The 25,222-nt window shown below is 62.6% G+C and carries 26 protein-coding genes, 1 tRNA gene and 1 pseudogene; 17 read left to right on the top strand and 11 right to left on the bottom strand.

All coding sequences use genetic code 11. From position 1 onward, the window contains the following. Positions 1-534 precede the first annotated feature (534 nt). Complete coding sequence (locus P0D73_RS26875) at positions 535-954, bottom strand: hypothetical protein (RefSeq protein ID WP_408182440.1); 420 nt, start codon at positions 952-954, stop codon at positions 535-537. Positions 955-1,195: 241 nt separating this feature from the next. On the opposite strand from P0D73_RS26875, the gene P0D73_RS26870 reads away from it, so the two are divergent. Further along, entirely contained in the window at positions 1,196-1,405 is a 210-nt protein-coding gene (locus P0D73_RS26870; protein ID WP_132373441.1) for a hypothetical protein, read from the top strand. Positions 1,406-1,435: 30 nt separating this feature from the next. Beyond that, positions 1,436-1,549 (top strand): annotated as a pseudogene (locus P0D73_RS47085) (hypothetical protein); the annotation flags it as partial. 71 nt (positions 1,550-1,620) lie between these two features. Here the strand turns inward: P0D73_RS47085 and P0D73_RS26865 are convergent. The 3 genes from P0D73_RS26865 to P0D73_RS26855 form a co-directional block, all read right to left on the bottom strand. Beyond that, positions 1,621-2,025, bottom strand: coding sequence for a RidA family protein (locus P0D73_RS26865; protein ID WP_408316279.1), 405 nt, complete (start codon positions 2,023-2,025; stop codon positions 1,621-1,623). A 182-nt stretch (positions 2,026-2,207) separates the two neighbouring features. Next, the gene (locus P0D73_RS26860; protein ID WP_132373439.1) at positions 2,208-2,438 is read right to left on the bottom strand and encodes a hypothetical protein; all 231 of its coding nucleotides are present in this window, start codon (positions 2,436-2,438) and stop codon (positions 2,208-2,210) included. 119 nt (positions 2,439-2,557) lie between these two features. Next, complete coding sequence (locus P0D73_RS26855) at positions 2,558-3,778, bottom strand: Bcr/CflA family multidrug efflux MFS transporter (protein WP_132373438.1); 1,221 nt, start codon at positions 3,776-3,778, stop codon at positions 2,558-2,560. Positions 3,779-4,047: 269 nt separating this feature from the next. On the opposite strand from P0D73_RS26855, the gene P0D73_RS26850 reads away from it, so the two are divergent. The 8 genes from P0D73_RS26850 to P0D73_RS26815 all read left to right on the top strand — a co-directional run bounded on the left by P0D73_RS26850 (position 4,048) and on the right by P0D73_RS26815 (position 11,701). After that, on the top strand, positions 4,048-4,737 hold the full coding sequence (locus tag P0D73_RS26850; RefSeq protein WP_408433472.1) for a hypothetical protein: 690 nt from the start codon (positions 4,048-4,050) through the stop codon (positions 4,735-4,737). A 139-nt stretch (positions 4,738-4,876) separates the two neighbouring features. Continuing rightward, positions 4,877-6,160, top strand: a complete 1,284-nt coding sequence (gene hemL / locus P0D73_RS26845; RefSeq protein ID WP_408316283.1) for a glutamate-1-semialdehyde 2,1-aminomutase — start codon at positions 4,877-4,879, stop codon at positions 6,158-6,160. Between the two features lie 69 nt (positions 6,161-6,229). Further along, on the top strand, positions 6,230-7,399 hold the full coding sequence (gene ribD / locus P0D73_RS26840; RefSeq protein ID WP_132373436.1) for a bifunctional diaminohydroxyphosphoribosylaminopyrimidine deaminase/5-amino-6-(5-phosphoribosylamino)uracil reductase RibD: 1,170 nt from the start codon (positions 6,230-6,232) through the stop codon (positions 7,397-7,399). A 15-nt stretch (positions 7,400-7,414) separates the two neighbouring features. Then, entirely contained in the window at positions 7,415-8,029 is a 615-nt protein-coding gene (locus P0D73_RS26835; RefSeq protein WP_408433469.1) for a riboflavin synthase, read from the top strand. A gap of 200 nt (positions 8,030-8,229) precedes the next feature. Continuing rightward, the gene (ribBA, locus tag P0D73_RS26830; protein ID WP_408433467.1) at positions 8,230-9,366 is read left to right on the top strand and encodes a bifunctional 3,4-dihydroxy-2-butanone-4-phosphate synthase/GTP cyclohydrolase II; all 1,137 of its coding nucleotides are present in this window, start codon (positions 8,230-8,232) and stop codon (positions 9,364-9,366) included. A gap of 49 nt (positions 9,367-9,415) precedes the next feature. Then, entirely contained in the window at positions 9,416-9,922 is a 507-nt protein-coding gene (gene ribH, locus P0D73_RS26825; RefSeq protein WP_006050161.1) for a 6,7-dimethyl-8-ribityllumazine synthase, read from the top strand. Next, positions 9,919-10,353, top strand: coding sequence for a transcription antitermination factor NusB (gene nusB / locus P0D73_RS26820; protein WP_132373433.1), 435 nt, complete (start codon positions 9,919-9,921; stop codon positions 10,351-10,353). Before ribH ends, nusB begins: the two co-directional genes overlap by 4 nt. A 151-nt stretch (positions 10,354-10,504) precedes the next feature. After that, complete coding sequence (locus P0D73_RS26815; protein WP_132373432.1) at positions 10,505-11,701, top strand: pyridoxal phosphate-dependent aminotransferase; 1,197 nt, start codon at positions 10,505-10,507, stop codon at positions 11,699-11,701. 112 nt (positions 11,702-11,813) lie between these two features. Here the strand turns inward: P0D73_RS26815 and P0D73_RS26810 are convergent, their stop codons facing one another. Continuing rightward, positions 11,814-13,019, bottom strand: coding sequence for a lytic transglycosylase domain-containing protein (locus P0D73_RS26810; protein WP_132373431.1), 1,206 nt, complete (start codon positions 13,017-13,019; stop codon positions 11,814-11,816). A 605-nt stretch (positions 13,020-13,624) separates the two neighbouring features. On the opposite strand from P0D73_RS26810, the gene P0D73_RS26805 reads away from it, so the two are divergent. After that, the gene (locus P0D73_RS26805) at positions 13,625-15,193 is read left to right on the top strand and encodes a UbiD family decarboxylase (RefSeq protein ID WP_408433464.1); all 1,569 of its coding nucleotides are present in this window, start codon (positions 13,625-13,627) and stop codon (positions 15,191-15,193) included. 52 nt (positions 15,194-15,245) lie between these two features. Further along, positions 15,246-15,923, top strand: coding sequence for a LysE family translocator (locus tag P0D73_RS26800; protein ID WP_408182453.1), 678 nt, complete (start codon positions 15,246-15,248; stop codon positions 15,921-15,923). A 90-nt stretch (positions 15,924-16,013) separates the two neighbouring features. Here P0D73_RS26800 and P0D73_RS26795 read toward each other — a convergent pair whose 3' ends face one another. From P0D73_RS26795 to P0D73_RS26785, 3 genes are all read right to left on the bottom strand, one after another. After that, the gene (locus tag P0D73_RS26795) at positions 16,014-16,979 is read right to left on the bottom strand and encodes a threo-3-hydroxy-L-aspartate ammonia-lyase (RefSeq protein WP_408182454.1); all 966 of its coding nucleotides are present in this window, start codon (positions 16,977-16,979) and stop codon (positions 16,014-16,016) included. Between the two features lie 247 nt (positions 16,980-17,226). Then, positions 17,227-17,514: a hypothetical protein gene (locus P0D73_RS26790; RefSeq protein WP_132373427.1), complete on the bottom strand. Its 288-nt coding sequence runs from the start codon at positions 17,512-17,514 to the stop codon at positions 17,227-17,229. Between the two features lie 372 nt (positions 17,515-17,886). Next, complete coding sequence (locus P0D73_RS26785; protein ID WP_007180743.1) at positions 17,887-18,048, bottom strand: hypothetical protein; 162 nt, start codon at positions 18,046-18,048, stop codon at positions 17,887-17,889. Between the two features lie 237 nt (positions 18,049-18,285). On the opposite strand from P0D73_RS26785, the gene P0D73_RS26780 reads away from it, so the two are divergent. The 3 genes from P0D73_RS26780 (at position 18,286) to P0D73_RS26770 (ending at position 20,411) form a co-directional block, all read left to right on the top strand. Continuing rightward, positions 18,286-19,224, top strand: a complete 939-nt coding sequence (locus tag P0D73_RS26780; RefSeq protein WP_408182455.1) for a Rossmann-like and DUF2520 domain-containing protein — start codon at positions 18,286-18,288, stop codon at positions 19,222-19,224. 77 nt (positions 19,225-19,301) lie between these two features. Next, positions 19,302-19,622 (top strand): EthD family reductase, encoded by a 321-nt coding sequence (locus tag P0D73_RS26775; RefSeq protein WP_408182456.1) that lies wholly within the window; start codon positions 19,302-19,304, stop codon positions 19,620-19,622. A 225-nt stretch (positions 19,623-19,847) separates the two neighbouring features. Then, positions 19,848-20,411 carry a YggT family protein gene (locus tag P0D73_RS26770; RefSeq protein ID WP_132373424.1) on the top strand — a complete coding sequence of 188 codons (564 nt, stop codon included), beginning with the start codon at positions 19,848-19,850 and terminating at the stop codon, positions 20,409-20,411. A gap of 82 nt (positions 20,412-20,493) precedes the next feature. On the opposite strand, the gene P0D73_RS26765 is transcribed toward P0D73_RS26770, so the two are convergent. Beyond that, entirely contained in the window at positions 20,494-21,387 is an 894-nt protein-coding gene (locus P0D73_RS26765) for a hypothetical protein (RefSeq protein WP_408286850.1), read from the bottom strand. Positions 21,388-22,068: 681 nt separating this feature from the next. Between P0D73_RS26765 and P0D73_RS26760 the strand changes: the two genes are divergently transcribed. Both P0D73_RS26760 and trmB read left to right on the top strand, forming a co-directional pair. After that, a tRNA-Gly gene (locus P0D73_RS26760) sits at positions 22,069-22,142 on the top strand. A gap of 659 nt (positions 22,143-22,801) precedes the next feature. Then, positions 22,802-23,584 carry a tRNA (guanosine(46)-N7)-methyltransferase TrmB gene (gene trmB / locus P0D73_RS26755; protein ID WP_408179770.1) on the top strand — a complete coding sequence of 261 codons (783 nt, stop codon included), beginning with the start codon at positions 22,802-22,804 and terminating at the stop codon, positions 23,582-23,584. Between the two features lie 81 nt (positions 23,585-23,665). Here the strand turns inward: trmB and P0D73_RS26750 are convergent, their stop codons facing one another. Both P0D73_RS26750 and P0D73_RS26745 read right to left on the bottom strand, forming a co-directional pair. Continuing rightward, entirely contained in the window at positions 23,666-24,502 is an 837-nt protein-coding gene (locus tag P0D73_RS26750; protein WP_132373421.1) for an undecaprenyl-diphosphate phosphatase, read from the bottom strand. An 81-nt stretch (positions 24,503-24,583) separates the two neighbouring features. After that, the gene (locus P0D73_RS26745) at positions 24,584-25,177 is read right to left on the bottom strand and encodes a DUF1439 domain-containing protein (protein ID WP_132373420.1); all 594 of its coding nucleotides are present in this window, start codon (positions 25,175-25,177) and stop codon (positions 24,584-24,586) included. Positions 25,178-25,222: the final 45 nt, after the last annotated feature.

Genomic DNA, 25,222 nt, shown 5'->3' with positions numbered 1-25,222 from the left:
GTGGCCGGTTTGCGAAGATCGCGGCGCCCGGGTACGACCCAATCAACTGCCCTGTCGGTGCTTTCAAAGTCACTTTTCCAGGCCTTGTGGCCCGATCCAATTTGGCGACGGAAGATGGGCGGCGCGGGAGTCTTTTGCGCGCAACGTTCCAGAGCAGCGGCATTTGAGCGAAGAGCAGAGCTAGCCGTCCTCGTAGGCAAGTCTCAGTGCTGGCGACGCGCAGTGGTTGACTGGCATCTGTCTCCAAAGTGTCTCCAAGAAAATATGTGTGTTGGAGACACACTCGGAGACAGCCAAAGCCTTACCGAATAAGGGTTTCGGGAAAAAATTACACCTGTCTCCATGTCTCCACGGTTTTTTGCATGGGAGTTGATATCGCCGCGAAGAGCCGCGGACGCTTGACGAGACGCCACGTTCCAGTCGAGTAGTTTTTCAATATTTCGACTGAGAGGCCCGTGATATATCGGTGTCTGGCGCAAAACAAGGCGATGTGGCTCGATCGACCTCGCCAAAGCCTCATCTGACGAAATACTCTCAGAATTCGGGTACTTTTTCGGGTACTTTTGCAACAAAAATCCACGCAACCCCAGCAAATAAAGGGCAATAGGCGGACACCGCGTCCGCCAGAACATCAATGAATACGGGCCTTTCGGCCCGTTTTTCGTTTCTACCCGCCAAACAACCCGCCACCATGCGAATGTCCTTGGATGAGTACATTAGGACTTGTGGCGCACCAAATCCCGCAGATGATGTTCCCGGAACCAGCGGGATAGTCGCTCCTCGTTCTCCGAAACGACCCAGATCCCTGCGCCAAACACAACCACGATCGTCCCTATCAAAATCGCCAACATTGAGTCGCTCATGGCAGCCTCCATCAAAGTCATGGCCACGCTTAAATTTTAGGCGACAGCTTGCACCAATGCCCGCCTTGGGTGTCGCCTTGGGTGTATTCATCCGTGTGCACTTGCTAGGCAGATGCCAAGCACTTCTAGATGCATCCTTCCCGGATGCTCCAAGCATCCTCGTTGCATCGCATTGGGCTGCGTTGCCGTGCGTTACACGCCCTGCAAGACGGTCTCGAATTCGCGACAGTTCCGGTTTTGGTACCGCTGGCGTCCTATCGTGGGCCTAGTCCCGATTCGTGACGCCTTGGGGACCGGATATTGCTGTCCAGTTCATGAAGGGGGAAAAGATCATGATCAGACTATTCGGCATATTGGCCTTAGGTGCCGGTCTCGCGGGCTGTGTGGTGGCCGCGCCATACCAGGACGGCTACGGTTATGGGCCAGTACCTGCGTACGACTATGGCCCCGGCTATTACGCGCCGCGCACTAATATTGGCGTCGGCGTTGGTGGTGGCAGCGTTGGCGGCGGCGTTGGTGTTGGAGTAGGCGTCGGTTTCTGAGCCAGCGCGAAGCTCGGCGCATCGACTGCGTCGATCGGCGCGTGCGCGATGACGAACATGAGCGGCAATGTCGGCGTGAATATCGCGGCCGGTGTGAGCAATGCCAGTTCAATGGACTCGTGGTTCACCGAGCTTAAGCATTGACGCGACCCGTTGAACGCCGTTATCCCACTGCCCCGAACGCGCGCCAAAACTCGAGACGCCAACGCCGCTAGCTAAACCAGCGCGGTCGCCTCGACCTCGATCTTGAAACCGTAATGCAGTTGAGGAACCGGCACGACGGCTCTCGCCGGACGCGCTTCACCGGCCCAACGCGCGTAGATCTGATTGAAGCTCATCCAGTTCTCGACATCGACGATGTAGACGCGCACCTGCACCAGTTGCGCGACGCTGCTGCCGACGCTTTCGAGCGCGGCCTGCACATTGGCCAACACCTGTTCGGCCTGATCCTCGAACGAGGCCTCGGATAGCTTGTCGCCTTGCGCGGTGATCGGCAATTGTCCCGAGACGAACACGAAACCATTTGCGACCGCGACGTGACTGTAATGACCGCCCGGCTGCGAAAGCGTAGCGGGATTGTCTGTATGCGGCAGATGCGGGTCGTGCAGGCTACCAGCCATGAATATCACTCCAGGTGTGACGGCGGCACACGACACTGCGTACGACTCATCCGCACGACCGCATCCCGTTTCGCAAAAGCGATGAAGTGATCACGCGAGGAATCATGCAACGCACTAGCGCTGCCCACTTCAGGCACAGCGCCTCGCATAATAAACACGCTTATACAAATAAGCCGCACGCATCACACGCTAAGCATCTCCAGCTTCTCGCGCGCATCCGCACAACGGTGGTTCAGGTCGCGATGCATCAATTGACTGTCGAGCAGTGTCGATACATCAGACAAACCATAATCAAAGCGCAAGACGTATTCGATGTCTGTGTAATCGTGATAGGCGCCGCTGTCCGCCAGCTTCTGCGCTTCAGCGAATGCAGCTTGTTGCCGTTCGCCGTTCATCAAATCTCTGATCGCCATGAATGCCGCTCCGAGGAACAGTGGCTCCATCATAGCAATGCAAATTGAGACACACGGTCGCGCGCGCGCAACACCTGGTGTTTTCCGTAGACGCCGCGCGGCTCGCGCCTCGCCCGTCCTCAAACGGCAGCGACAGGCGCCTTGATCCCATGCCACCTGACAACCAGAATCCGGCCGAGATAACACAGCAAGCCCGCCACGCCTACCGTTACGCCCATGCCCTTGGGCGAACCGTCCTGCCAGATTCCAACCGCGAGGCTCGACAACGCGCCGAGCGCCAACTGCACGGCGCCGAACACGGCGGCCGCGGCGCCGGCATTCATCGGATAGCGATGCATCAGATCGGTCGTGCAGTTCGCGGACAGAAGTCCGACGACGCCGACCACGAAGAACAGTCCGAACACGATCGACCACAGACCGCCCCAACCGGTCAACGAGACGAGACAAACAAACAGCGAGGCAATGCAGCTTACGGTTGCAGCAAAACTAATGATCGGCAGCGAGCCGAGCCGGCCGACAAGCCGCGTATTCATGAAGTTGCCAAACATGATGCCGACGATATTTAGCGCGAACAGGAAGCCGTAATGCTGCGCCGACACATGGAAATACTCGATGTAGACAAACGGCGTCGCGGTGATATACGCAAACATCGACGCGAACGCCATGCCGCCGCACAGCATGTGCCCCCACGCAACCGGATCGCGCAGCAACTTGCCGTACGCGCCGAACGACTTCAGCAACGCCGAATGCGCACGCTTCTCACGCGGCCACGTTTCCGGCACCTTGAGAAACGCGGTCACCGCGCACACCGTGCCGAATAGCGTCAGCACGATAAAGACGACACGCCAGCCGCCGATCAGCAGCAACTGCCCGCCGAGCAGCGGCGCGAGCAATGGCCCGATCGACGTGACGATGGCGAGCATCGACAGCACGCGAGCGGCATCGGTCGGGCCGTGTGCATCGCGGGCAATGGCGCGCGCCAGCACGGAAGCCGCGCCCGCGCCCAGCGCCTGCACGAAACGGAACGTCACCAGCGAGCCGATCGAGAACGACATCGCACAGGCCACGCTGGCCAGCGCATACATCACGATGCCGCCGAGCAACACCGGCCGGCGGCCATAGGTATCGGACAGCGGACCATACAACAGCATGCCGATCGAAAAGCCGAACATGAAGCTGGTGAGCGTCGTCTGCGCGGCGCCAGTGCTGATGGCGAACGCCTGCGCGATGGTCGGCAGGCTCGGCAGGTACATATCGATCGAAATCGGCCCGCATGCGGCAAGCGCACCGAGCAACAGAATCAGCCGGCCATCGGGCCGGCTTCTGGTGACGTGAGACATGGGAATCCAGATGAAGCGCCGCACCGTTGTCGGCAGCGGAACAGGTGAAACGGGGAAAACAGCAACTTGACGGCCTCAATTGTACGCGACGGTTAACACGGCAGCCGGGCTTCGGACATGATCGAGGCCATGATCGCGAAGACGCGAATGATGCATCGGCGACATGCGGCAAGCACGCCGCCAATCGGTTAAGCTGCCGCCTGAACGCCTCGGGCGACGCGCGAAGCTGTGCGCAGCGCCCTTCCCCGCCATCCTGTACCGACCATGCGATGACCGCATTCCTGTTGATCTGGAGCCCCAAGAAATGGCCGTGGCCCGAGTTGCCCGACCTCGCCAAACGCGTGGCCGCGGGCGTCGCGGTAGCCGACGTATGGGGCTGCGGATTTGCGCGCAGCATCCTGCCGGGTGACCGCGTCTTCCTGCATCGGGTCGCGCAGGAACCGAAGGGCATCTTCGGCTCCGGCTATGTGACGCGTGCGCCATACGAGGTCCCCGATCCGGCGACGAAGCGAGGCTACCGTTTGTGCATCGACTTCGTGTACGACTGGGTGGTCGATGCACACGAAGGTGTGGTGATTCCCCGCGAGATGTTGCGCGCACATCCTTTCTCCGTGCAGACGTGGGACGCGCAGAGTTCGGGGACCGTGATCAAGCCGATGGCCGAAGGCGCGTTGGAAAAGCGCTGGGCGGAACTGACCGGCAAGCGCAAGCCGCCGAAGTTCGATATGCCGGCGGGTCCTACACGCTCGAGCAAGGTCACGGCTCACGCGGCGGTGGAAAAGCGCGCGGCGGACGGCCGCACCGTCACGAAGGCGAAGGAGGTGGCTAAACGGATCGCTACGCAAGTGGCGACCCCGCCATCCCAATCAGTTGCGACGCGGGACAGCAGGCGGATCACGAAACCGGCGACCCGGCCGGCAACAAAGACGGCAACCGCCAAGCGCGCACACAAAAACTGAGCGGGCGACCCGCTGCGCAGGCGCATCCGGAAAACCTGTTCACGCTGACTCCGGTACAATTTCCCCACCTATCCCAGCGCCGCGCGACTCGCCGACAGGCAAGCTGCGCCGCTGCGCAACCCCGATTCCAGCCATCGCCATGTCCAAAAACGAAACCCTTTTCGAACGCGCGCAACGTACCATTCCCGGCGGCGTGAACTCGCCTGTGCGCGCCTTCCGCTCGGTCGGCGGCACGCCGCGCTTCATCGAACGCGCGCAGGGCCCGTACTTCTGGGACGCGGACGGTCAGCGTTATATCGACTACATCGGCTCATGGGGCCCGATGATCCTCGGTCATGTCCATCCGGAAGTCCTCGAAGCCGTGCAGCGCGTGCTGGGCAATGGCTTCTCGTTCGGTGCGCCAACCGAATCGGAAGTGGAAATCGCCGAAGAAATCTGCAAGCTGGTGCCCTCCATCGAGCAGGTCCGCATGGTGTCGAGCGGTACTGAAGCGACCATGAGCGCGCTGCGTCTCGCGCGCGGCTTCACGAACCGTAGCCGCATCGTCAAGTTCGAGGGCTGCTATCACGGCCACGCGGACAGCCTGCTGGTCAAGGCCGGCTCGGGGCTGCTGACCTTCGGCAATCCGACTTCGGCGGGCGTGCCGGTGGATATCGCCAAGCACACCACCGTGCTCGAGTACAACAACGTCGCTGAACTCGAGGAAGCGTTCAAGGCGTTCGGCAACGAGATCGCCTCGGTGATCGTCGAGCCGGTGGCCGGCAACATGAACCTCGTGCGCGCCACGCCGGAATTCCTGCAAGCGTTGCGGCGCCTGTGCACCGAGTACGGCTCGGTGCTGATTTTCGACGAAGTGATGTGCGGCTTCCGCGTTGCCCTGGGTGGCGCGCAAGAGGTGTACGGCATCACGCCGGATTTGACCTGCCTCGGCAAGGTGATAGGCGGCGGCATGCCGGCGGCGGCTTTCGGCGGCCGGCGCGACATCATGGCTCACCTCGCGCCGCTCGGCGGCGTCTACCAGGCGGGCACGCTGTCGGGTAACCCGATCGCGGTTGCGGCCGGCCTGAAAACGTTGCAACTGATCCAGGCGCCGGGCTTTTACGACACGCTCGCCGCGCGCACCACTCGCCTCGTGCAAGGTCTCGCGAAGGTCGCGCGTGAAGCCAAAGTGCCGTTCGCGGCCGACTCGCTCGGCGGCATGTTCGGCCTCTACTTCACGGACTCGATCCCGACCAGCTTCGCCGAGGTCACGAAGAGCGACGTGCCGCGTTTCAACGCGTTCTTTCACAAAATGCTCGACGCCGGCGTGTACTTCGCGCCGTCGGCGTATGAAGCGGGCTTCGTGTCGATCGTTCACGACGACGCAATCGTCGACGCCACGATCGACGCTGCGCGCGGCGCGTTCGCCTCGCTCGCTGCCTGAAGCCGGCGAGACAACATCGCTAAAATCGAAACCCATTACAGCCTAGCCACCGTACCCGACCGGACACCGATGTTTTCGCAAACCGATTTCGTCCATATGGAACGCGCGCTCGCGTTGGCCAAGCGCGGCATGTACACCACCGACCCGAATCCTCGGGTCGGCTGCGTGCTCGTCAAGAACGGCGAGGTGATCGGCGAAGGCTTCACGCAACCGGCCGGTCAGGATCATGCCGAGATCCGCGCGTTGAAAGACGCGCGCTCGCGCGGCCATGACCTGCGCGGCGCCACGGCCTACGTGACGTTGGAGCCGTGCAGCCACTTCGGGCGCACGCCGCCGTGTGCGAACGCGCTCATCGAAGCGCAGGTCGCGCGCGTGGTCGCGGCGATGGAAGACCCCAATCCGCAGGTATCCGGACGCGGTCTCGCCATGCTGCGCGACGCCGGCATCGAAGTGCGCTGCGGACTGCTCGCCCTCGAAGCGCACGAACTCAATATCGGCTTCGTCTCGCGCATGACGCGCGGCCGCCCGTGGGTACGCATGAAAGTGGCGGCCTCGCTGGATGGCCGCACCGGTTTGCCTTCGGGCGATAGCCAGTGGATCACCGGTGAAGCGGCACGCGCGGACGGCCACGCCTGGCGCGCTCGCGCGTCGGCGATCCTTACCGGCATCGGCACGGTCAGGGAAGACGATCCGCGCATGACGGTGCGCGCGGTCGACACGCCGCGCCAGCCGCAACGCGTACTGATCGACAGCCAGCTCGACGTGCCGCCCGAGGCGCAGATTCTGGCCGGCGCACCTACGCTGATCTTCTGCGGCAATCTGGATCAGCGCCATACCGATCGCGCCAACGCACTGCGCGATCGCGGCGCCGAGATCGTCCAGCTGGCCAACCCGGCCGGCAAGGTCGATCTGCCTGGGGTGCTGAAAGTGCTCGGCGAGCGCAACGTCAACGAACTGCATGTCGAGGCGGGCTACAAGCTGAACGGCTCGCTGCTGCGCGAAGGCTGTGTCGACGAACTGCTCGTGTATCTCGCGCCGAGCCTCCTCGGCATGGATTCGATGAGCATGTTCAATCTGGCCGCGCCCGAAACGCTCGAAGGCCGCGTCAAACTGAACTTCCACGCGATCGACCGGATCGGGGAGGATCTGCGGATTCTCGCGCGCTTTGTGCCCCAACACGCGCCCGAGGCCACGCCCGGACCCGGCGGCGATCCCGCGTCCCAACCCGTTTCGAAATGATCAAGGATTAGTACGATGTTCACAGGAATCGTCGCGGCCGTGGGCCGCATTGAATCAGTCAAGCCGCTCGGCACCGACGGCGACGCGGGCGTACGCCTGAACGTCGAAGCCGGTGGTCTCGATCTCGGCGACGTGCAGCTCGGCGACAGCATCACGATCCAGGGCGCCTGCATGACCGTGGTCGCGAAGACCGCCCACTCGTTCGAAGTCGACGTCTCGCGCGAAAGCCTGAACTGCACGGCGGGGCTCGGCGAGACCGGCGACGTCAATCTCGAGAAAGCGCTGCGCGCGCACGACCGGCTCGGCGGCCATATCGTCTCCGGCCATGTGGACGGCCTCGGCACGGTCACGCACTTCGCGCCGGTCGGCGAATCGCACGAACTGCGGGTGCTGGCGCCGCGCGAGATCGGCCGCTACCTGGCGTACAAAGGCTCTATCACTGTCAACGGCGTGAGCTTGACCGTCAACTCGGTTAAAGATCGCGACGATGGCTGCGAATTCTCGATCAACCTGATTCCGCACACCGTCGAAGTGACGGCGCTCAAGCGTTTGCGGGAAGGCACACAGGTGAATCTGGAGATCGATCTGATCGCGCGCTACGTCGAGCGGATGCTGAACGCGCCGAAATAAACGGCCGCAAGCCCTGCCACGCATGGCCCGGCGGCGGCGCCCCGCCGCTTTCAGCCGGTTCATGCGTCCATCGTTTCGACGAGCATAGCAACGGCGGACGGCTCATCACCAGTCGGCCAAACGGCCTATGCCGTTCGGCGGAGGCGACTTGGGCTCGCGCGTGGCGTAAAATACGCGCTTTCTTCGAAACTCTCGCCAACATGACGCTCGCCTCCACTCTAGAGATCATTGCCGAACTGAAAGCAGGCCGGATGGTGATCCTCGTCGACGAAGAAGACCGCGAAAACGAGGGCGACCTCGTGATCGCCGCCGAATTCGTCACGCCGGAAGCGATCAATTTCATGGCCCGTTACGGCCGTGGCCTGATCTGCCTGACGCTTACGCAGGAACGCTGCAAGCTGCTGAACCTGCCGCTCATGACCTACCGCAACGGCACCCAGTACGGCACAGCGTTCACGGTCAGTATCGAAGCGGCCGAAGGCGTCACGACCGGCATTTCGGCGGCGGACCGCGCCCGCACGATCGCCACCGCGGTGGCGCCGGACGCCAAGGCCGAGCACATCGTGCAGCCGGGCCACGTGTTTCCGATCATGGCCCAGCCCGGCGGCGTGCTGGTGCGCGCCGGCCACACCGAGGCGGGCTGCGACTTCACCGCGCTGGCGGGCCTCACGCCGGCCGCGGTGATCTGCGAAGTCATCAAGGACGACGGCACGATGGCGCGCCTGCCGGACCTGATGGAATTCGCCAAAGAACACGATCTGAAAATCGGCACGATCGCGGATCTGATCCACTATCGCAGCCGCACTGAGTCGATCGTCGAGCGGATTTGCGAACGCACCATGCAGACCGCGCACGGCGCGTTCCGCGCGGTCATGTATCTGGACCAGCCGAGCGGCCAGCCGCATATCGCGCTGGTGCGCGGCGCGCCGTGCACGGATCAGGACACGCTGGTGCGCGTGCATGAACCGTTGTCGGTGCTGGATCTGCTGGAAGTTGGCGAATCCACTCACTCGTGGACGCTGGACGCGGCCATGAAAGAGATCGCCGCACGCGACTGCGGCGTGATCGTGCTGCTGAACTGCGGCGACTCGAAGGACCATCTGATCGACGTTTTCAAGGCGTTCGACTCGAAGGAAAGAGCCGACGCGCTCAAACGCCGGCCGGTCGACTTCAAGACGTACGGCATCGGCGCGCAGATTTTGCGTGAGCTCGGTGTCGGCAAGATGCAGGTGCTGTCGAACCCGCGCAAGCTGGGCAGCATGTCGGGCTACGGTCTCGAAGTCACGGGCTTCGTGCCAATGCCGGGCAGCAAGCCACAATCTCCGCAACAAGGCTGATCCGACCATTCACGCGCTTAGCGCCCACTCAAAACACTACGGAATTCACATGGAAATCGGACAATACCAACCGAATCTCGACGGCGACGGCCTGCGTATCGGCATCGTCCAGGCACGCTTTAACGAACCCGTTTGCAACGGCCTCGCGGACTCCTGCATCGAAGAACTCGAACGCCTCGGCGTGACCGGCGAAGACGTGCTGCTCGTCACCGTGCCGGGCGCGCTGGAAATCCCGCTGGCGCTGCAAAAGCTCGCCGAAAGCGCGCAATTCGACGCACTGATCGCGCTCGGCGCGGTGATTCGCGGCGAAACGTACCACTTCGAACTGGTCTCGAACGAAAGCGGCGCGGGCATCACGCGTATCGGCCTCGACTTCGGCATCCCGGTCGCGAACGCGGTGCTGACCACAGAAAACGACGAACAAGCCGTCGCGCGCATGACCGAAAAGGGTCGTGACGCAGCGCGCGTAGCCGTCGAAATGGCGAATCTCGCCGTCGCGCTCGAACAACTCGGCGGCGATGACGAGGAAGAAGACGAAGAAGAGGAAGAGGCATGAAGAGCGCACGCCGACGCTCCCGCGAACTGGCCACGCAGGGGCTTTACCAGTGGCTGCTGTCGGGCTCGCCCGGCGGCGAAATCGACGCGCAACTGCGCGGCGCGCAAGGCTTCGACAAGGCCGACCACGAACATCTGAACGCCATTCTGCACGGCGTGATCCGCGATTCGGAAGCGTTGTCCGCGGCAATCGCTCCGTGTCTGGACCGTCCGATCGAGCAACTCTCGCCGGTCGAACGCGCCGTGTTGCTGGTGGCCGCGTTCGAACTGAAGAATCACGTCGATATTCCGTATCGCGTGGTCATCAACGAAGCGGTCGAACTCGCCAAGACGTTCGGCGGCGCGGACGGCTACAAGTACGTGAACGGCGTGCTGGACAAGCTGTCGGCACAACTGCGCGTGGATGAAACGCAGGCGGCTCGCAAGCGTTGAGCGCAAGGCGCATGAGCGGCATGCATGATCGTCGTCATGCGCCTCGCTAAACGCGGCGGCGCAACCGGACCGTTTGCAAGGACGCCGCTTCGCGCGTGAACACACGCGCCAAACGTCGTCCCGCTTTTGCTTTTGAACTGGATTTGATCGTATGAACTCCGTGACCGAACCCTTGGTGCGGCTTGCTGCACGCGTGGACGCCATCCAGCCTTTTTATGTGATGGAGCTGGCCAAGGAGGCCGCGCTTCTCGAGCGCGAGGGGCGCGACATCATTCACATGGGAATCGGCGAACCCGATTTCACCGCGCCCGAGCCGGTCATCGAGGCGGCCGCGAGCGCGCTGCGCCGTGGCGTCACGCAATACACCAGCGCGCTCGGCCTGCATGCGTTGCGCGAAGCGATCTCGGCGCATTACGCCGACTTCTACGGCGTCGACGTGGATCCGGCGCGGATCGTCGTCACCGCCGGCGCATCGGCCGCATTGCTGCTGGCGTGCGCGGCGCTGGTCGATCGCGACGACGAAGTGCTGATGCCCGACCCATGCTATCCGTGCAACCGCCATTTCGTGATCGCAGCCGAAGGCAAGCCGGTGATGGTGCCCAGCGGCCCGGCCGAACGTTTTCAACTCACCGCCGCCGACGTCGAGCGCCTCTGGAACGAGCGCACCCGCGGCGTGCTGCTGGCGTCGCCGTCGAATCCGACCGGCACGTCGATCGAACCGGCTGAACTGGAGCGCATCGTCAAGGCCGTGCGGGCGCGTGGCGGCTTTACGATCGTCGACGAGATCTACCAGGGCCTGAGCTACGACGCAAAGCCCGTGTCGGCGCTCTCGTTCGGCGACGACGTGATCACTGTCAACAGCTTCTCGAAGTACTTCAACATGACCGGCTGGCGGCTCGGCTGGCTGGTGGTGCCGCCCGGCATGGTCAGCGCGTTTGAAAAGCTCGCGCAAAACCTGTTCATCTGCGCCTCCGCGCTCGCCCAGCATGCGGCGCTTGCCTGCTTCGAGCCGGAAACGATCGCAATCTATGAGGCGCGGCGCCTGGAATTCAAGCGTCGCCGCGACTTCATCGCGCCGGCGCTGGAATCGCTTGGTTTCTCGGTGCCGGTCATGCCCGATGGCGCGTTCTATGTGTACGCCGATTGCCGCACGGTCGCGCATCCCGCGGCCGGCGACAGCGCGGCGCTCACCAAGGCCATGCTGCACGATGCTGGCGTGGTGCTGGTGCCGGGCATGGATTTCGGTACGCACGCGCCGAAGGAGTACATCCGGCTGTCCTACGCCACCGCCTATCCGAAGCTGGAAGAAGCGGTCGAGCGGCTGGCGAAGTTCTTCGGCAAGGGTTGAGCGAAGCGGCGCGCCCTCAATCGTCAGACGAAAAAAAGGACACTCCTGATGGGTGTCCTTTTTTTGTTGCCGCTTGCTTCAACATCGAGCCGTCAGCTTTACGCTACCGACCTCAAGCGCCCAACTCCGAAGCCGATGCCACGTGCTTGGTCGCGTTGGCGCTCGCATCGTCCTGCTCGGAGGAAACCGGTGTCTTTACCGATGTCGCCGCGCTCAATTGATGACTGCCTTCAAGCGTCACCTGCACGCGCTTGCCGTTGCCGGCAGGTGCAGCCGCAGTCGTATTGGTCGACGCAGTCAGAACCGGCGCTTGCGGCGCGTTGATCGGCACCTTGCGGCCACGCGCTACGTCGCGCAGACGGCCGCGCTCGGCCATCACCTTGGCGCCGTAGCCGCCGTCGTCCTGCGAGGTCGAGCCGACGTACAGGCGCAAGCCGCCCGGCAGCGAGCCGCCGCGTGCGATGCAATCCTTCAGCACCAGCGCGCCCACCTTGATGTTCGCGACCGGTTCGAGCGCCGCGCTCTGGCCGCCGAAATACTGGAATTTGTCCGAGTGCACCTTGGACATCACCTGCATCAGGCCTTGCGCGCCCACGCCGCTCTCGGCGTACGGGTTGAAGCCCGATTCGATCGCCATCACGGACAGCAGCAGCAGCGGATCGAGACCGACTTCGCGGCCGGTGTCGAACGCGGCCTTCACGAGCTCGCTGACGGGCTCCTGCGCGACGCGATAGCGCCGTGCCAGATAGGATGCAACCAGATCCTGCTCGCGGGTCGAGATCAGCACACGGTCGTCGCGCGCGTCGGCGGATACGCGCTGCGACGGAATCAGCCGTGCCAGCGCGGTCACGCTTTGCATGGTGCGCGGGTCGAGACCGTTCAGCGCCGCGACACCCATACCGCTCACGCCGGTCGAGCCGGTGGTGTCGAATGCGCCGTCAAAGCTGGTGTTGCCTGCGGTGACGTCGGTGTTGCCGTTGCTACCGCTGTTCGTGCCGCTCAAGGCATCGGGGACGTTCGTGTTCGCGGACAGCGAGTCGTCAGAGGACGCGCGGGCGGGCGGCCCGAAAGCCGGCAGCGGGTTGCCCTGCAGCAGACGGGCGGGACCGGCTTGCACAGCGGCGGAAATGACCGGCATCAACTTGGCGGCTAGCGTGCCGCGCAGGGCCGGCATCAGCCACAGTGCGACTGTCAGCACAACGGCGATCCCGCCAACGATGCTGAACAGGTGATGACTCATTCGCGTCCCGCGACGCAGCACACCACGCACAACTTGCGCGATACGCTCATCGGGACGCCACGATAACCAGGCGTTCATTCAGATCTCCCATGTTGCATGATCCGCGAACCCCGCCGGATGAAGAAGCGGTGAGGCGCGTTCGCAGAATCAAGACATCGCGTGCTCTGTCTGGTTAGGGCAGCAGCGACGTCGGGAAAACGGCACATACCGTTTGTGGGGAGCCATCCTGAAAGAGGACCGCGGCATGTCAAAAAAGCATGCGGGCGGTGGCTCCCACGCGAAAAACCAGCGTCAGTTGGCGCTGGCAGGACATCAATAAGGCCGTTAGATACCGTGCAGGGGTCGGTAAGCGGTGACGCGTTGCGTCTGATGGGACCGGGGGCAGTGGTAAAAACGTTCACGCCCTGCAACCAATGTGGACGGATTCTATGCAGGGTTTTATAGATCGTCAACACTATAGACAGGCAAATGTATAACTAATTGTAATAATGAACAGTGTTCAGACCGTCCAAAACCGCGCGGCACGCGCCTTTTGAGCTATCTCGACTCATCCGTCTCACTTAGGCCGTTTTGCCGATCTACGTGCGCTTACCAACACAGGTAAAATCGACAATCGTTCTGGCGCCGTTAAACCCTGCTGCGCCTCCCTTTTTCGCCGCTTGCGCGGCACTGAACAGCACCAGATGAAATACAAAGACCTGCGCGATTTCGTCGGCCGTCTTGAGACGATCGGTGAACTGCGCCGCATCTCACAAAACGTCTCGCCGGTCCTGGAAATGACTGAGTTGTGCGACCGCGTGTTGCGCGCCGGCGGTCCCGCTTTGCTGTTCGAGAGCAAGGCAGAGCATGCGTTCCCGGTGCTCGGCAACCTGTTCGGCACGCCTCGGCGGGTCGCGCTCGGCATGGGTGTCGACGCGCAAGCCGGCGAAGGCGACGGGGCCGCGCTCGAATCGCTGCGCGATGTGGGCCGGCTGCTCTCCGCGTTGAAGGAACCGGAGCCGCCGAAGGGGCTCAAGGACGCCGGCAAACTGTTCTCGCTGGCGAAGGCGGTATGGGACATGGCGCCCAAGACGGTAAGCGCGCCGCCCTGCCAGGAAATCGTCTGGGAAGGCAACGACGTGGACCTCGCCAAGCTGCCGATTCAGACCTGCTGGCCCGGCGATGCCGGCCCGCTGATCACATGGGGCCTGACCGTCACAAAAGGCCCGAACAAAAGCCGACAAAACTTAGGGATATATCGCCAGCAATTGATCGGACGTAACAAACTGATCATGCGATGGCTCGCGCATCGCGGTGGCGCGCTCGATTTTCGCGAGTTCGCGCTGCAGAACCCGGGCAAGCCTTATCCGGTGGCCGTCGTGCTGGGCGCCGATCCCGCGACGATCCTCGGCGCGGTCACGCCGGTGCCCGACACGCTGTCCGAATACCAGTTCGCCGGCCTGCTGCGCGGCGGCCGCACCGAACTGGCGAAGTGCATCACGCCGGGCGTCGACGGCTTGCAGGTGCCCGCGCGCGCCGAGATCGTGCTCGAAGGTTTCATCTACCCGCAGGAGGGTACGCCCTCGCCCGCTCCCGCAGGCGCTCCGCCACGTCCGGTCAAGGGCGCGTCGGCGGCCTACGAACATGCGCTGGAAGGCCCGTACGGCGATCACACCGGCTACTACAACGAGCAGGAATGGTTCCCTGTCTTCACGGTCGAGCGCATCACCATGCGGCGCGACGCGATCTACCACTCCACCTACACCGGCAAACCGCCCGACGAACCTGCCGTACTCGGCGTCGCCCTCAACGAAGTGTTCGTGCCGCTGTTGCAAAAGCAGTTCAGCGAGATTACCGACTTCTACCTGCCGCCCGAAGGCTGTAGCTACCGCATGGCCATCGTGCAGATGAAGAAGAGCTACCCCGGCCACGCCAAACGCGTGATGTTCGGTGTGTGGAGCTTCCTGCGCCAGTTCATGTATACGAAGTTCATCGTCGTGGTCGACGAGGACGTGAATATCCGCGACTGGAAGGAAGTGATCTGGGCGATCACCACGCGCATCGATCCGGCGCGCGACACGGTGCTGGTGGATCGCACGCCGATCGACTATCTGGATTTCGCCTCGCCGGTGGCCGGACTGGGATCGAAGATGGGCCTCGACGCGACCAACAAGTGGCCCGGCGAAACCGATCGCGAATGGGGCCGTCCCATCGTGATGGACGACGCGGTCAAACAGCGCATCGACACCTTGTGGAACGAGTTGGGCCTCTGAGGCAAGCCGTACAACAAGACTGAATAACAAAGCGATCGGAGCCGTTGCGCGGATGCATGCCTTTTCAATGATGTCGGATGGATTCTTTCTGTCGCTGTCGCTGTGTCTGGATATCGGTCTCGTGAACGTCGCCATGATTTCCCTGGCGCTCTCGCATGGCTTCAAACCGGGCTTCTGGCTCGGCCTCGGTTCGTGCATCGGCGATCTGATTTACGCGGCGCTCGCGCTCGCGGGCATGGCCGCCTTGCTGCAGTTCGAGTCGGTGCGCTGGGTGGTGTGGCTCGGTGGCGCGGCGATCCTGCTCTTCCTGACCTGGAAGATGGCGCGTGAAGCGATGTTCCCGGCGACGGCGCCGGCCGTGGCCGGTGAAGCGGACGCGAGTGCGCCGCATCTGTCCGCGTGGCGCGGTTTCTTGCGCGGCGTCTTGCTGGCGGTGTCGTCGCCATCGGCGATTCTGTGGTTCGCCGCGGTCGGCGGCGCGTTGATCGCGAAAGCGGGCGCCACGAGCGTCACGACCGCGCCGGTGTTTCTCGGCGGATTTTTTCTCGGCGGCCTGTGCTGGACGATCTTTATCTGCGGACTCGGCAGCCACGGACGCAAACGCGCCGGCACCGGTTTGCTGCGCGCTTGTCACGTGTTGTCCGCGCTGCTGTTTGCGTACTTCTCGTACAGCGTGATCGTCAACGGATATCGCGATCTGATCGTGCAAACCGCGCACGTGGCAAGTTGACATAAAACCGGCTCGCGTTGGCGAGCCGTTTTCGATCACGCGTCAGGCATCAGCTACGGTAAGCGCAACAACGCCAGCCGGCGCAATGTATCAGGCTAGGTATTGCGCGAGCTTTTCCAGATCGACGTTGCCGCCGCTCACCACCACCCCGACACGCTTGCCCTTCACCGGCAAGATGCCGTTGAGCACCGCAGCCGCGGCGAGGCAGCCCGTCGGCTCGACCACGATCTTCATGCGCTGCGCGAAAAAGCGCATCGTCTCGATCAACTGCGCGTCGCTGACCGTTTCGATCTGCGCGACCAGTTTCCGGATGATCGCGAACGTGTAGTCGCCGAGATGCGTGGAGGCGGCGCCATCGGCGATCGTGCGCGGTGTGTCGATATGCACGATCTCGCCGCGCGCCAGCGACTGCTGGCCGTCGTTGCCCGCTTCCGGTTCGATGCCGATCACCGTGCACGCCGGGCTCAATGCCGCCGCGGACAACGCGCTGCCGCTGATCAGCCCGCCGCCGCCGAGGCACACGAACAGCATGTCGAGCGGACCGGTTTCCTCGATCAACTCTTTCACCGCCGTGCCCTGCCCGGCGATCACATGCGGATGGTCATACGGTGGAATCAGCGTCATGCCGCGCTCTTCGGCAAGCCGCCGGCCGATCTCTTCACGGTTCTCCGTGTAGCGGTCGTAGGTGATCACTTCACCGCCGTAGCCCTTGGTGGCCGCGACTTTGGCCGCGGGTGCGTCCTGCGGCATGACGATCGTCGCGTGGATGCCGGCCAGGCGTGCAGACAAGGCGATCGCCTGAGCATGGTTACCGGACGAATACGTCAGCACGCCGGCTTTGCGCTGCTCCGCGTCGAAATGCGAGATCGCGTTATAAGCGCCGCGAAATTTGAAGGCGCCCATGCGCTGGAAATTTTCGCACTTGAAGAACACCGCCGCCCCCGTGCGCTCATTGAAAGTGCTCGAGGTTAGAACGGGGGTGCGGTGGGCGACGCCTTCGAGACGCGCAGCGGCGTCGAGTACGTCGTCGAAAGTGGGAGCGGGAAGCGCTTGCATCGGCGAAACTCTCCAAAGCGGTGGCGAAACCGCCATTCTCCCAGCTTCGACCCAAGTTTGGAACGTCAGGCGTGCGGCGAGCTTCGGTGGCGACTCTCCGCCCTAACCGGCAAACGCCCATTCAAATCGTCACTCCGACAATAAGCGCAGCATTGGCTGCATGAAAAGCGGCCACAAAAAAACAAACGGCGTAACCCGGCGATCAAGCCGGCGTTACGCCGTTAAAGAATAGCGTTGCGTGCCGCCATTAGCGGCGATAGTAGCCGTGGCCGTAATAACCGCGGTAATAGCCGTGGTGGTGGTAGTAAGGGCGTCCGTAGCCACCGTAGTAACCGACTGGCGGCGGCGCATATACGACCGGCGGCGCATAAACCGGCTGCGGCGCGTAGTAAACCGGCGGCGGCGCGGCATAAACCGGGTAAGCCGGCGCAATCGGAACCCCAATACCGATACCGACAGAAACGTGCGCCTGAGCGGCACCGGCAAGTCCCAAGCCGAGTGCTCCGGCAACGACAAACGGAACGATCTTTTTCACTTTTATTCTCCTAGCGCGGCCCACCAAGGTCGCCGACTTCGCATGCCCTGCATGCTATGAAACCAATGTATCGAAAAAGACCACGCCTATCTGTTCGCATTTGTTGCAAATTGCAATTGGCGGCAGAAGCCCGCAATTCCTGAGGACGCCGTCAGTGACCAATGAGCTTCGCAATACGCTGAAAACTCAAGGATTGCAGGTGTCCGACCGCACCGCAATCAGTCGCAATGCCCGCATTACGGCTTGAGGCATTCGCTTCACGGTAATCTTTGATTACAAATTAGCTTCAATCCTGACGGCATCAATTGAGCCCCAAAATGAAAAATGCCCGGCCGACTGACCGGGCATTTCTTACCAGCGAAGGCCGCTACGTCAGCCGACCTTCACATACGCGAACTCGCGGGACACGCTCGGCGGGACATAGGCGCCGCTGATCCGCACGCGCGGCGTCAGGCGCTTTTTCTGGTCCCACCAGCGACGACGCTGTGCATGCGTCAGGAACCGCAAGTGCTTTCGGTAAGAAAAAATATTCATCGTGAACCTCCCGAATCTGACTGCGAGACGAAATACCCAGGACAGCAACTGCCAAACCGGCTCTGAAGAATTGTGAGCAGTTTTCAAACCCGCGGGGGGCGCGCCGCCGGATGACCGGACGGGCGCGCCATATCGCGCGCGCACTTGTCAAGGAAAAGCCAGCGCCAAGCCGCGCCGCGGGCGTGGCGGATGCGCGATACTTCTGCTTTCCCAATGTTCCGTGTGGAGCAGGCAACCATGTCCCAGTCCTCTCTGCCGCGCCTCGGCTTTATCGGTGCGGGCCGGCTCGCGCGTTGTCTCGCGCTGAGCTTTTCACGCGCCGGCTATCCGGTCACGGCGGTGGCAAGCCGCTCGGCGGCCTCCGCCGGCCGGCTCGCCAGTCAAATCGAGCATTGCGCGGCATTCGAGAACCCACAACAGGTGGTCGACGCCGCCGATATCGTCTTTTTAGCTGTTCCCGATGACAGCATCGGTACGTCAGCGCACACACTCCGGTACGGGCCGGACGGCGCGGCCGGCGCGCACGGCAAGGCGCTCGTGCATTGCAGCGGCGCCTCGCCGGTCGAATTGCTCGCCCCGGCACGTGACCAGGGCGCCTCGATCGGCGGTTTTCATCCACTGTACCTCTTTAGCGGCGAACTCGCCGATCTCGAGCGCATCGCCGGCTGCTCGGTGACGATCGAGGCCGACGGCGCACTAAAAGACACCCTGACGGCGCTCGCCGTCGCGCTGCGCTGCCATCCGCTGTCGATTCCGGCGGGCGGCCGCATGCTCTATCACGCCGCCGCGCACTACGCCGCCAGCTTCGCGCTGTGCAGCCTCGCGGAATGCGTCGCGCTGTGGCGCACGCTGGGTTTTGCCGAAGACGACGCGCTGCGCGCGCTGCTGCCGATGCTCTCCGGCACCATCGAAACCGCCCGTGACAAGGGTTTGCCCAACGCGCTCGCGGGCCCCGTATCGCGCGGCGACACGGGCGTCGTGCAGAAGCAGCTGGCGTTGCTGGAAGGCCTCGGCGGCGACCACGCCGCGCTGTACGGGCTGATGTCGCGGCGCGCGGTCGGGCTGGCCGAACGCCGCGCCACGCCGCCCGCCGCGATCGACGCCATCTCCGAGGTCGTGGAAGAATCCCTCGAGCGGTCGCTGAATCAGGCCGCAGCAGGTGCAAGCGTCAAGTAAGCCGTGATAATGTGACGTCCGGCGCCGCGCGCAATCCGCCAGCGCCGCGCATCCGGACCAACAGACGAGAACGCACAATGATCAAGGTCAGCATCCTCTATCCGTACCGGGAAAACGGCCACTTCGACGTGGACTATTACTGCGTCGCGCATATGCCGCTCGCGGCGAAGCTGTTCGGGCCGTCGCTGAAGAGCTGGTCGGTCGACGTCGGCATCAATGCCGGCCCGCCTGGAACGCCGCCGCCGTACGTCGCCGCGGGCCACTTCCTGTTCGACAGCGCGGACGACTTCTACAAAGTCTTCAAGCCGGCCTCCGAGAAATTGATGGCCGACATCCCCAACTACACGGACGGTGGCAACGGCACGATTCTGATCAGCGAGATCAAGATTTCCGTGTGATGCCCCGCGGAAGCGGGACGAATCGCGGCCTTTAATACAGTGAGCCGTTGATCGTGACCCGCGAACCTTGGCATCGCAAAACTACGCGGCCGCTTCAAACGACGCGTAACGCGCCAGTGCGGCAAAGGCGCGGGAAATCCAAATGAAACCGCCGGCGCGCCGTTCGGAGAGCGCCGGCACCCTGCGGCCGGTCGGCGGCCGTCATCCGAAGGATAAGGACACGAGATGTTTGGCGATATCGCCCGTTTTCTGCTCAATACCGTCTTCACGCTGTTCGGCGCGGCGCTGTTGCTGCGCGCATGGCTGCAGGTCGTGCGCATGCCGCCCTACAACCCCGTCACGAACGCGGTGCTGCAAGTCACCAACTGGATCGTGCTGCCGCTGCGGCATATCTTGCCGAGCACGCGCAAGATCGATTGGGCGAGCCTCGTCGCGGCGTTGCTCGCGGCGATGGTGTATGTGGTGCTGATGGTGGTGCTGACCGGCGCCGATCCGCTCACGCTGTTGCCGACGCTGCTGATCGTCGCGGTGCTGACGCTGATCAAGTGGGCGCTGAATCTGATCATCTGGCTGACGATCCTGATGGCGCTGCTGTCGTGGCTCAATCCACGTTCGCCGGCTATGCCGATCCTGTACCAGCTCACGGCGCCGTTTCTGAATCCGCTGCGCCGCGTGGTGCCGCAACTCGGCGGCATCGACCTCTCGCCGATCCTGCTGTTCGTGATCGTGCAGGTGCTGCTGATGGTGGTCACCCGCGCGGCCGTTCAACTGACTTACTTTGTGATCTGAAGGCACATGTAGCGAGCATTCAGAAGCCGCCGCCCATCAAAAAGGCGGCGGCTTTGTTTCGTGCGTCGCTTATTGCTTCCGCTTATTGTTTCGTTAGCTGACCGTAGGCGACCGTGGTGTTGGTCGCTGTCTTGATCATGAAGAAAATCGTGCGCACGTACAGGTTGCTGCCCGTGATCGGCAGGAACGTAATCGCCGCATTGCCCGAATACGTCGCGCCCGATTTCAACGTGCAGGATGCAGTCGTGCCGGTCACGCTCAACGTGTAGAGATTCTTGCTGGATGACGGCGTGGCGAGCAGCAACGTGCCGGAGACCGGGCAGTTGCTCAATGTCCCGCTTAACGTGCCGTCGCTTGCAATCGTCAGCGACGAGCCGGTTTCCGCCCACGTGCCCGCGACGCTCGACTGCGTGACAGCTAGCGCATTCGCCGCGTCGTAGTTCCAGGACAGATTCACCGTGGTGCCATTCTCGACATAGCTGCCCGTGAACGTCTGGTTATTGACGAACGAGCCCGAGCCGGAGGTCGTCGGAAAATAGACGTTGCCGATGAATGCCGCACCTGAGGTGAGCGTCCAGTTCGGCGCGGTGGCCGCGATGACGCCGAAGAATTCCGACAAGCCGATGCCGCTTACAGTATTCAGGTAAGAGATGTTGCCCTGCGCATCGACGAGCGCCGTGGTCTTGTCGACGCCGAACTGCGTGGTCCAGACTCCTTCTACGCCGTTGCCCGAGGCCGCAGCCGAACCGCTCTGCGGACTGGACAGACTCGGCAGTGGCTCGCCACTGAGGGCGGGCGAAGAAGCCGGATCCGGCGCGCTTGCGGGACCGGGAGCACTTGCCACCGCCGGCGCCGAAGCGCTGCCGGCCGACGGCGTCGCCGCCGAATTGCCCCCGCCGCCACCGCCGCCGCACGCTGCCAGAGCGAGCGAAGCGAGCAGGGATAACGTCAATTTAGCCTTAATTTTCATATCCATTTTTGTTTTTGGGCGACTGCGCAGCCACTCAGATTGGCTGTATTACGCCGTTAGTAGTTTTGATCTCGATGTTTGCCGTCAGCGCCAATTCGTTGAATCATTCCAAAAATCCACTTGACAGAATCAAATCGCATGAACTCCTGTAATAATTGGAAAGGACGCTAGAGGAGTAAACGGCGGGATTTCGACAAGCTTTAATATTTGTTTGAAGTTTTCGATAGCCGCATCCGTTGATGCCGATGAAATATCATGCATAACGAATTAAAATCGAAGCGGGTTGCGCGTATCTATTTGATTGGTCTTGTATTTAGATAGGCTTCCATCTGCATTCAATTTCCGCGATCTGATTGACAGCCGAAGCGTTACTCGCCGCGTTCCGTTGTGCGTGGTAGCGGGTGGATCCGGCCTCGATCTACCCGGCCGCGGCGCCTGATGACAGCAGAAGTCACTTCAGGATCCCCGTCGCAGGTAAAGCTCGCGAGAGACATAGCCGACCGAATGCGCGACAACACGCAAGGAAGCGCTGAATACGTGGCTGGCTTAGTGAGGTGAATCGTTGTGCCGTGGCGCTGAACACCGCGCGCGCCGCGCCAACGCTCCCGCAGCGAGCGCCCATTCAGACAGGCCGCTGACGTCCACGTTTGCCAAATCGCGTGAAACCCGCGTAGAATGGCGTGCTCTGCGGGCGTCGTATAATGGTAATACCCTAGCTTCCCAAGCTAGAGCCGTGGGTTCGATTCCCATCGCCCGCTCCAGATACTTTTCAGTCAGCCCGTGAATAAGCGGGCTGCTTCGCGAAAAGGTCTGCCTCTACCGCTCTCTTCCTCCGTCGCTTCCTGGGAATTTTTTCTCGAACGACAAATTCGACAATCGATTCATTTGCGCAAACCGGCCGAGAAAAACGTCGAGTAAGCGACACCGCCTCGATTGGCATCGGACAACGAAGTGCATGCCACCGGTAACTGTAAACCGCGGGAAGACCGGCGGCGAAAATGCGAACGCTTGCTGATGCTAGTTTCTCATCCAGATAATCGGCCCAAGCAAATACCTTACAAAACGATTAAATCAATTGCACAGCCATCCGCGTTACTTAAATGTAATATCCCCACCCGCATTCATACTCCCCGTCGTCCCCGGTCCGTCTGGACGCGCCCTTTTCGGTTGTGCTACCTTACGCGCACTTGCAACGCCCGCTCCACTTTCCTGCTGATGCCTTCAGCAGAATCCAGCACGAGCCGCCTCCATGAAGGCGGCTTTTTTGTCATAGCGGCAGCCCGGCGCAGCGAGCCGTAAACCTTGTGCTCACCAGCCGTGCCGATCGGCGCTCGCGCCCCATAACGCGTGAGCATCGACAGGCACCGTGCAGCACGCGAGGCTTGCCGCGAAAGCCCTCACCCTTGTAGCAGCATCGAAGATGATCCACGATCCAAACGACGCCGGTCTGCCGGACGAACTCCCGACGCCCTCCAGCGAAACCGAACACCGGCCCGCCGGCGACGACGCGCCGCAAGAAGAAGCTCTGCATCGGCGCCGCATCCGCAGCTTTGTCACGCGCGCCGGCCGCGTCTCGACAGGCCAGCGCCGCGCCATGGACGAACTCGGCCCGCGCTTCGTGGTGCCCTTCGCTCCGCAGCAGCCCGACTGGAACAGCGTATTCGGCCGCGAGGCGCCACGCGTGCTGGAAATCGGCTTCGGCATGGGAGCGACAACCGCTGAAATCGCCTCGCACCGTCCCGGCGACGATTTCCTCGGCGTCGAGGTGCATGAGCCGGGCGTCGGCGCACTGCTGAAACTGATGGGCGAACAGAATGTGGCGAACATCCGCATCATTCAGCACGACGCCGTCGAAGTGCTCGAACAGATGATCGCTCCAGACAGCCTCGACGGCGTGCATATCTTCTTTCCGGATCCGTGGCACAAGGCGCGCCACCACAAGCGCCGGCTGATCCAGCCGAAGTTTGTCGCGCTGCTCGTATCGCGCCTGAAACCCGGCGCCTACCTGCATTGCGCGACCGACTGGCAGAACTACGCCGAACAGATGCTCGAAGTGCTGGGCGCCGATCCGGCGCTGGAAAACACCGCCGACGGCTATGCGCCGCGTCCGGAATACCGTCCAGTGACGAAGTTCGAGCGCCGTGGGCTGCGGCTCGGACACGGCGTGTGGGATCTGGTCTTCCGCAAACGCGGCGCCGCATAAACGCGCAGCGAAGTTGGCCCGCAAATAAGAAAGGTCCGCACATGCGGACCTTTTCTCATGGATCGTGCGAAACGGAAGCGCTCAATCCGTCCAGCTCAACGCGCCGCTGTAGCCGACCAGCAGGATCAGCAGTCCGAAGCCGATGCGATACCACGCAAACGCGGTGAAATCGTGCGCGGCGATGTAGCGCAACAGCCAACGCACGCAGGCGAAAGCGCTGACGAAGGCCGCCACGAAACCGACCGCGAAGGTGCCGAGCGCGTCGACGGAAAGCACATGCCAGTCTTTGTACAGCTCGTAACCGGTCGCGCCGAAAATGATCGGAATCGCGAGGAAGAAGGAAAACTCCGTGGCGACGCGCCGGTCGAGACCGAACAGCATCCCGCCGATGATCGTCGAACCCGAGCGCGACATGCCCGGAATCAGCGCGAAGCATTGCGCGAGGCCGACTTTCAGCGCGTCCAGCGCGTTCAGGTCGTCCACGCTCTGCACACGCGCCGCCGGCTCGCCGCGCGCGCGCTGACGCGATTCCGCCCACAGGATCACGACGCCGCCCGCCACCAGCGCGAACGCGACCGGCACCGGCGAGAACAACGCCGCCTTGATCGATTTTTCGAACAGCAAGCCAAGCACGATCGCCGGAATCGTGGCGATGATCACGTTCAGCGTGAAACGACGCGCATCCGGCCGGCTCGGCAAGCCGGACACCACACTGCCGATGCGGCGGCGAAATTCCCAGCACACCGCGAGAATCGCGCCGAGCTGGATCACGACATCGAAGGTTTTCGCGTGCTCATCGGTGAAGTTCAGCAGACTGCCCGCGACGATCAAATGCCCGGTGCTCGACACGGGCAAAAACTCCGTCAACCCTTCGACGACGCCCAGAATCAGCGCCTTGCAAGCCAATAGCCAGTCCATCCGTGCCCCTCATCGCTGTAGATAGTCGGAACGCACAGGGCCGGCACGGAAAGCGCGCGGCCCTGCCGGCCGCGCGCCGCGTCATTTTTCGACGATCTGCACGCGTATGCCGTTTGTAAGGATGGTGATTGTACCGGGTTCGTAATTCACTCCGGCAAATTGCAATTGTTCGGGCTTGAAGGTGTAGATCGGATAGTTGGTCAGCAACTGCGTGGCGAGCACCGCCGCCGCAGCGTTGATCTGCTGCGTGTAGGCCTGCGCCTGCCCGCTCACGCTGACGTTGTCGACGTTCGGCGACTTGAGCACGACCGATTTGCTGGCGGCGTCGTAGGCTAGTTCGCTCGACAGCGTGAACACGCCGTCGACCGGCTGCGGCATGAAGGGACTTACGAGGCGCGCGTCGAGCTTCACCGAGACGCGGTTCGCGTCCGGCAGCAAGCCGACCACCGGGTTGGTGAGCGCGACATCGAACACTTGCGAGACCGTACGCTGATAGGGAAATTTGCGCTGCACCGCGTCCTGCACCTGTTGCCGCGAGAACGTGTACTGCGAGGGGATGAACGGAAAAGTCGACGTCGCGCAGGCTGCGAGCGAAACGGTGATGCCGAGCGCGCTACAGCCTGTCAGCGCGGCAAGCAGGAAGCGGCGCCGGGCCGGCGCAGCGGGTCGAGTCATGCGAAATCTCCTGTGGAAACTTGTACGGGCATGCGATTGCGTTGT

Origin of the sequence: Paraburkholderia sp. RL18-101-BIB-B (genome assembly GCF_046026985.1) — a bacterium.
Classification (GTDB): domain Bacteria; phylum Pseudomonadota; class Gammaproteobacteria; order Burkholderiales; family Burkholderiaceae; genus Paraburkholderia.
This window is presented reverse-complemented; position numbering and strand designations above follow the sequence as displayed.

Excerpts from the sequence above, each read along its gene's own strand:
- P0D73_RS26875 (WP_408182440.1), bottom strand. The coding sequence starts at position 954 with ATGAATACACCCAAGGCGACACCCAAGGCGGGCATTGGTGCAAGCTGT.
- P0D73_RS26870 (WP_132373441.1), top strand. The coding sequence starts at position 1,196 with ATGATCAGACTATTCGGCATATTGGCCTTAGGTGCCGGTCTCGCGGGC.
- P0D73_RS26865 (WP_408316279.1), bottom strand. The coding sequence starts at position 2,025 with ATGGCTGGTAGCCTGCACGACCCGCATCTGCCGCATACAGACAATCCC.
- P0D73_RS26860 (WP_132373439.1), bottom strand. The coding sequence starts at position 2,438 with ATGGCGATCAGAGATTTGATGAACGGCGAACGGCAACAAGCTGCATTC.
- P0D73_RS26855 (WP_132373438.1), bottom strand. The coding sequence starts at position 3,778 with ATGTCTCACGTCACCAGAAGCCGGCCCGATGGCCGGCTGATTCTGTTG.
- P0D73_RS26850 (WP_408433472.1), top strand. The coding sequence starts at position 4,048 with ATGACCGCATTCCTGTTGATCTGGAGCCCCAAGAAATGGCCGTGGCCC.
- hemL (WP_408316283.1), top strand. The coding sequence starts at position 4,877 with ATGTCCAAAAACGAAACCCTTTTCGAACGCGCGCAACGTACCATTCCC.
- ribD (WP_132373436.1), top strand. The coding sequence starts at position 6,230 with ATGTTTTCGCAAACCGATTTCGTCCATATGGAACGCGCGCTCGCGTTG.
- P0D73_RS26835 (WP_408433469.1), top strand. The coding sequence starts at position 7,415 with ATGTTCACAGGAATCGTCGCGGCCGTGGGCCGCATTGAATCAGTCAAG.
- ribBA (WP_408433467.1), top strand. The coding sequence starts at position 8,230 with ATGACGCTCGCCTCCACTCTAGAGATCATTGCCGAACTGAAAGCAGGC.
- ribH (WP_006050161.1), top strand. The coding sequence starts at position 9,416 with ATGGAAATCGGACAATACCAACCGAATCTCGACGGCGACGGCCTGCGT.
- nusB (WP_132373433.1), top strand. The coding sequence starts at position 9,919 with ATGAAGAGCGCACGCCGACGCTCCCGCGAACTGGCCACGCAGGGGCTT.
- P0D73_RS26815 (WP_132373432.1), top strand. The coding sequence starts at position 10,505 with ATGAACTCCGTGACCGAACCCTTGGTGCGGCTTGCTGCACGCGTGGAC.
- P0D73_RS26810 (WP_132373431.1), bottom strand. The coding sequence starts at position 13,019 with ATGAACGCCTGGTTATCGTGGCGTCCCGATGAGCGTATCGCGCAAGTT.
- P0D73_RS26805 (WP_408433464.1), top strand. The coding sequence starts at position 13,625 with ATGAAATACAAAGACCTGCGCGATTTCGTCGGCCGTCTTGAGACGATC.
- P0D73_RS26800 (WP_408182453.1), top strand. The coding sequence starts at position 15,246 with ATGCATGCCTTTTCAATGATGTCGGATGGATTCTTTCTGTCGCTGTCG.
- P0D73_RS26795 (WP_408182454.1), bottom strand. The coding sequence starts at position 16,979 with ATGCAAGCGCTTCCCGCTCCCACTTTCGACGACGTACTCGACGCCGCT.
- P0D73_RS26785 (WP_007180743.1), bottom strand. The coding sequence starts at position 18,048 with ATGAATATTTTTTCTTACCGAAAGCACTTGCGGTTCCTGACGCATGCA.
- P0D73_RS26780 (WP_408182455.1), top strand. The coding sequence starts at position 18,286 with ATGTCCCAGTCCTCTCTGCCGCGCCTCGGCTTTATCGGTGCGGGCCGG.
- P0D73_RS26775 (WP_408182456.1), top strand. The coding sequence starts at position 19,302 with ATGATCAAGGTCAGCATCCTCTATCCGTACCGGGAAAACGGCCACTTC.
- P0D73_RS26770 (WP_132373424.1), top strand. The coding sequence starts at position 19,848 with ATGTTTGGCGATATCGCCCGTTTTCTGCTCAATACCGTCTTCACGCTG.
- P0D73_RS26765 (WP_408286850.1), bottom strand. The coding sequence starts at position 21,387 with ATGGATATGAAAATTAAGGCTAAATTGACGTTATCCCTGCTCGCTTCG.
- trmB (WP_408179770.1), top strand. The coding sequence starts at position 22,802 with ATGATCCACGATCCAAACGACGCCGGTCTGCCGGACGAACTCCCGACG.
- P0D73_RS26750 (WP_132373421.1), bottom strand. The coding sequence starts at position 24,502 with ATGGACTGGCTATTGGCTTGCAAGGCGCTGATTCTGGGCGTCGTCGAA.
- P0D73_RS26745 (WP_132373420.1), bottom strand. The coding sequence starts at position 25,177 with ATGACTCGACCCGCTGCGCCGGCCCGGCGCCGCTTCCTGCTTGCCGCG.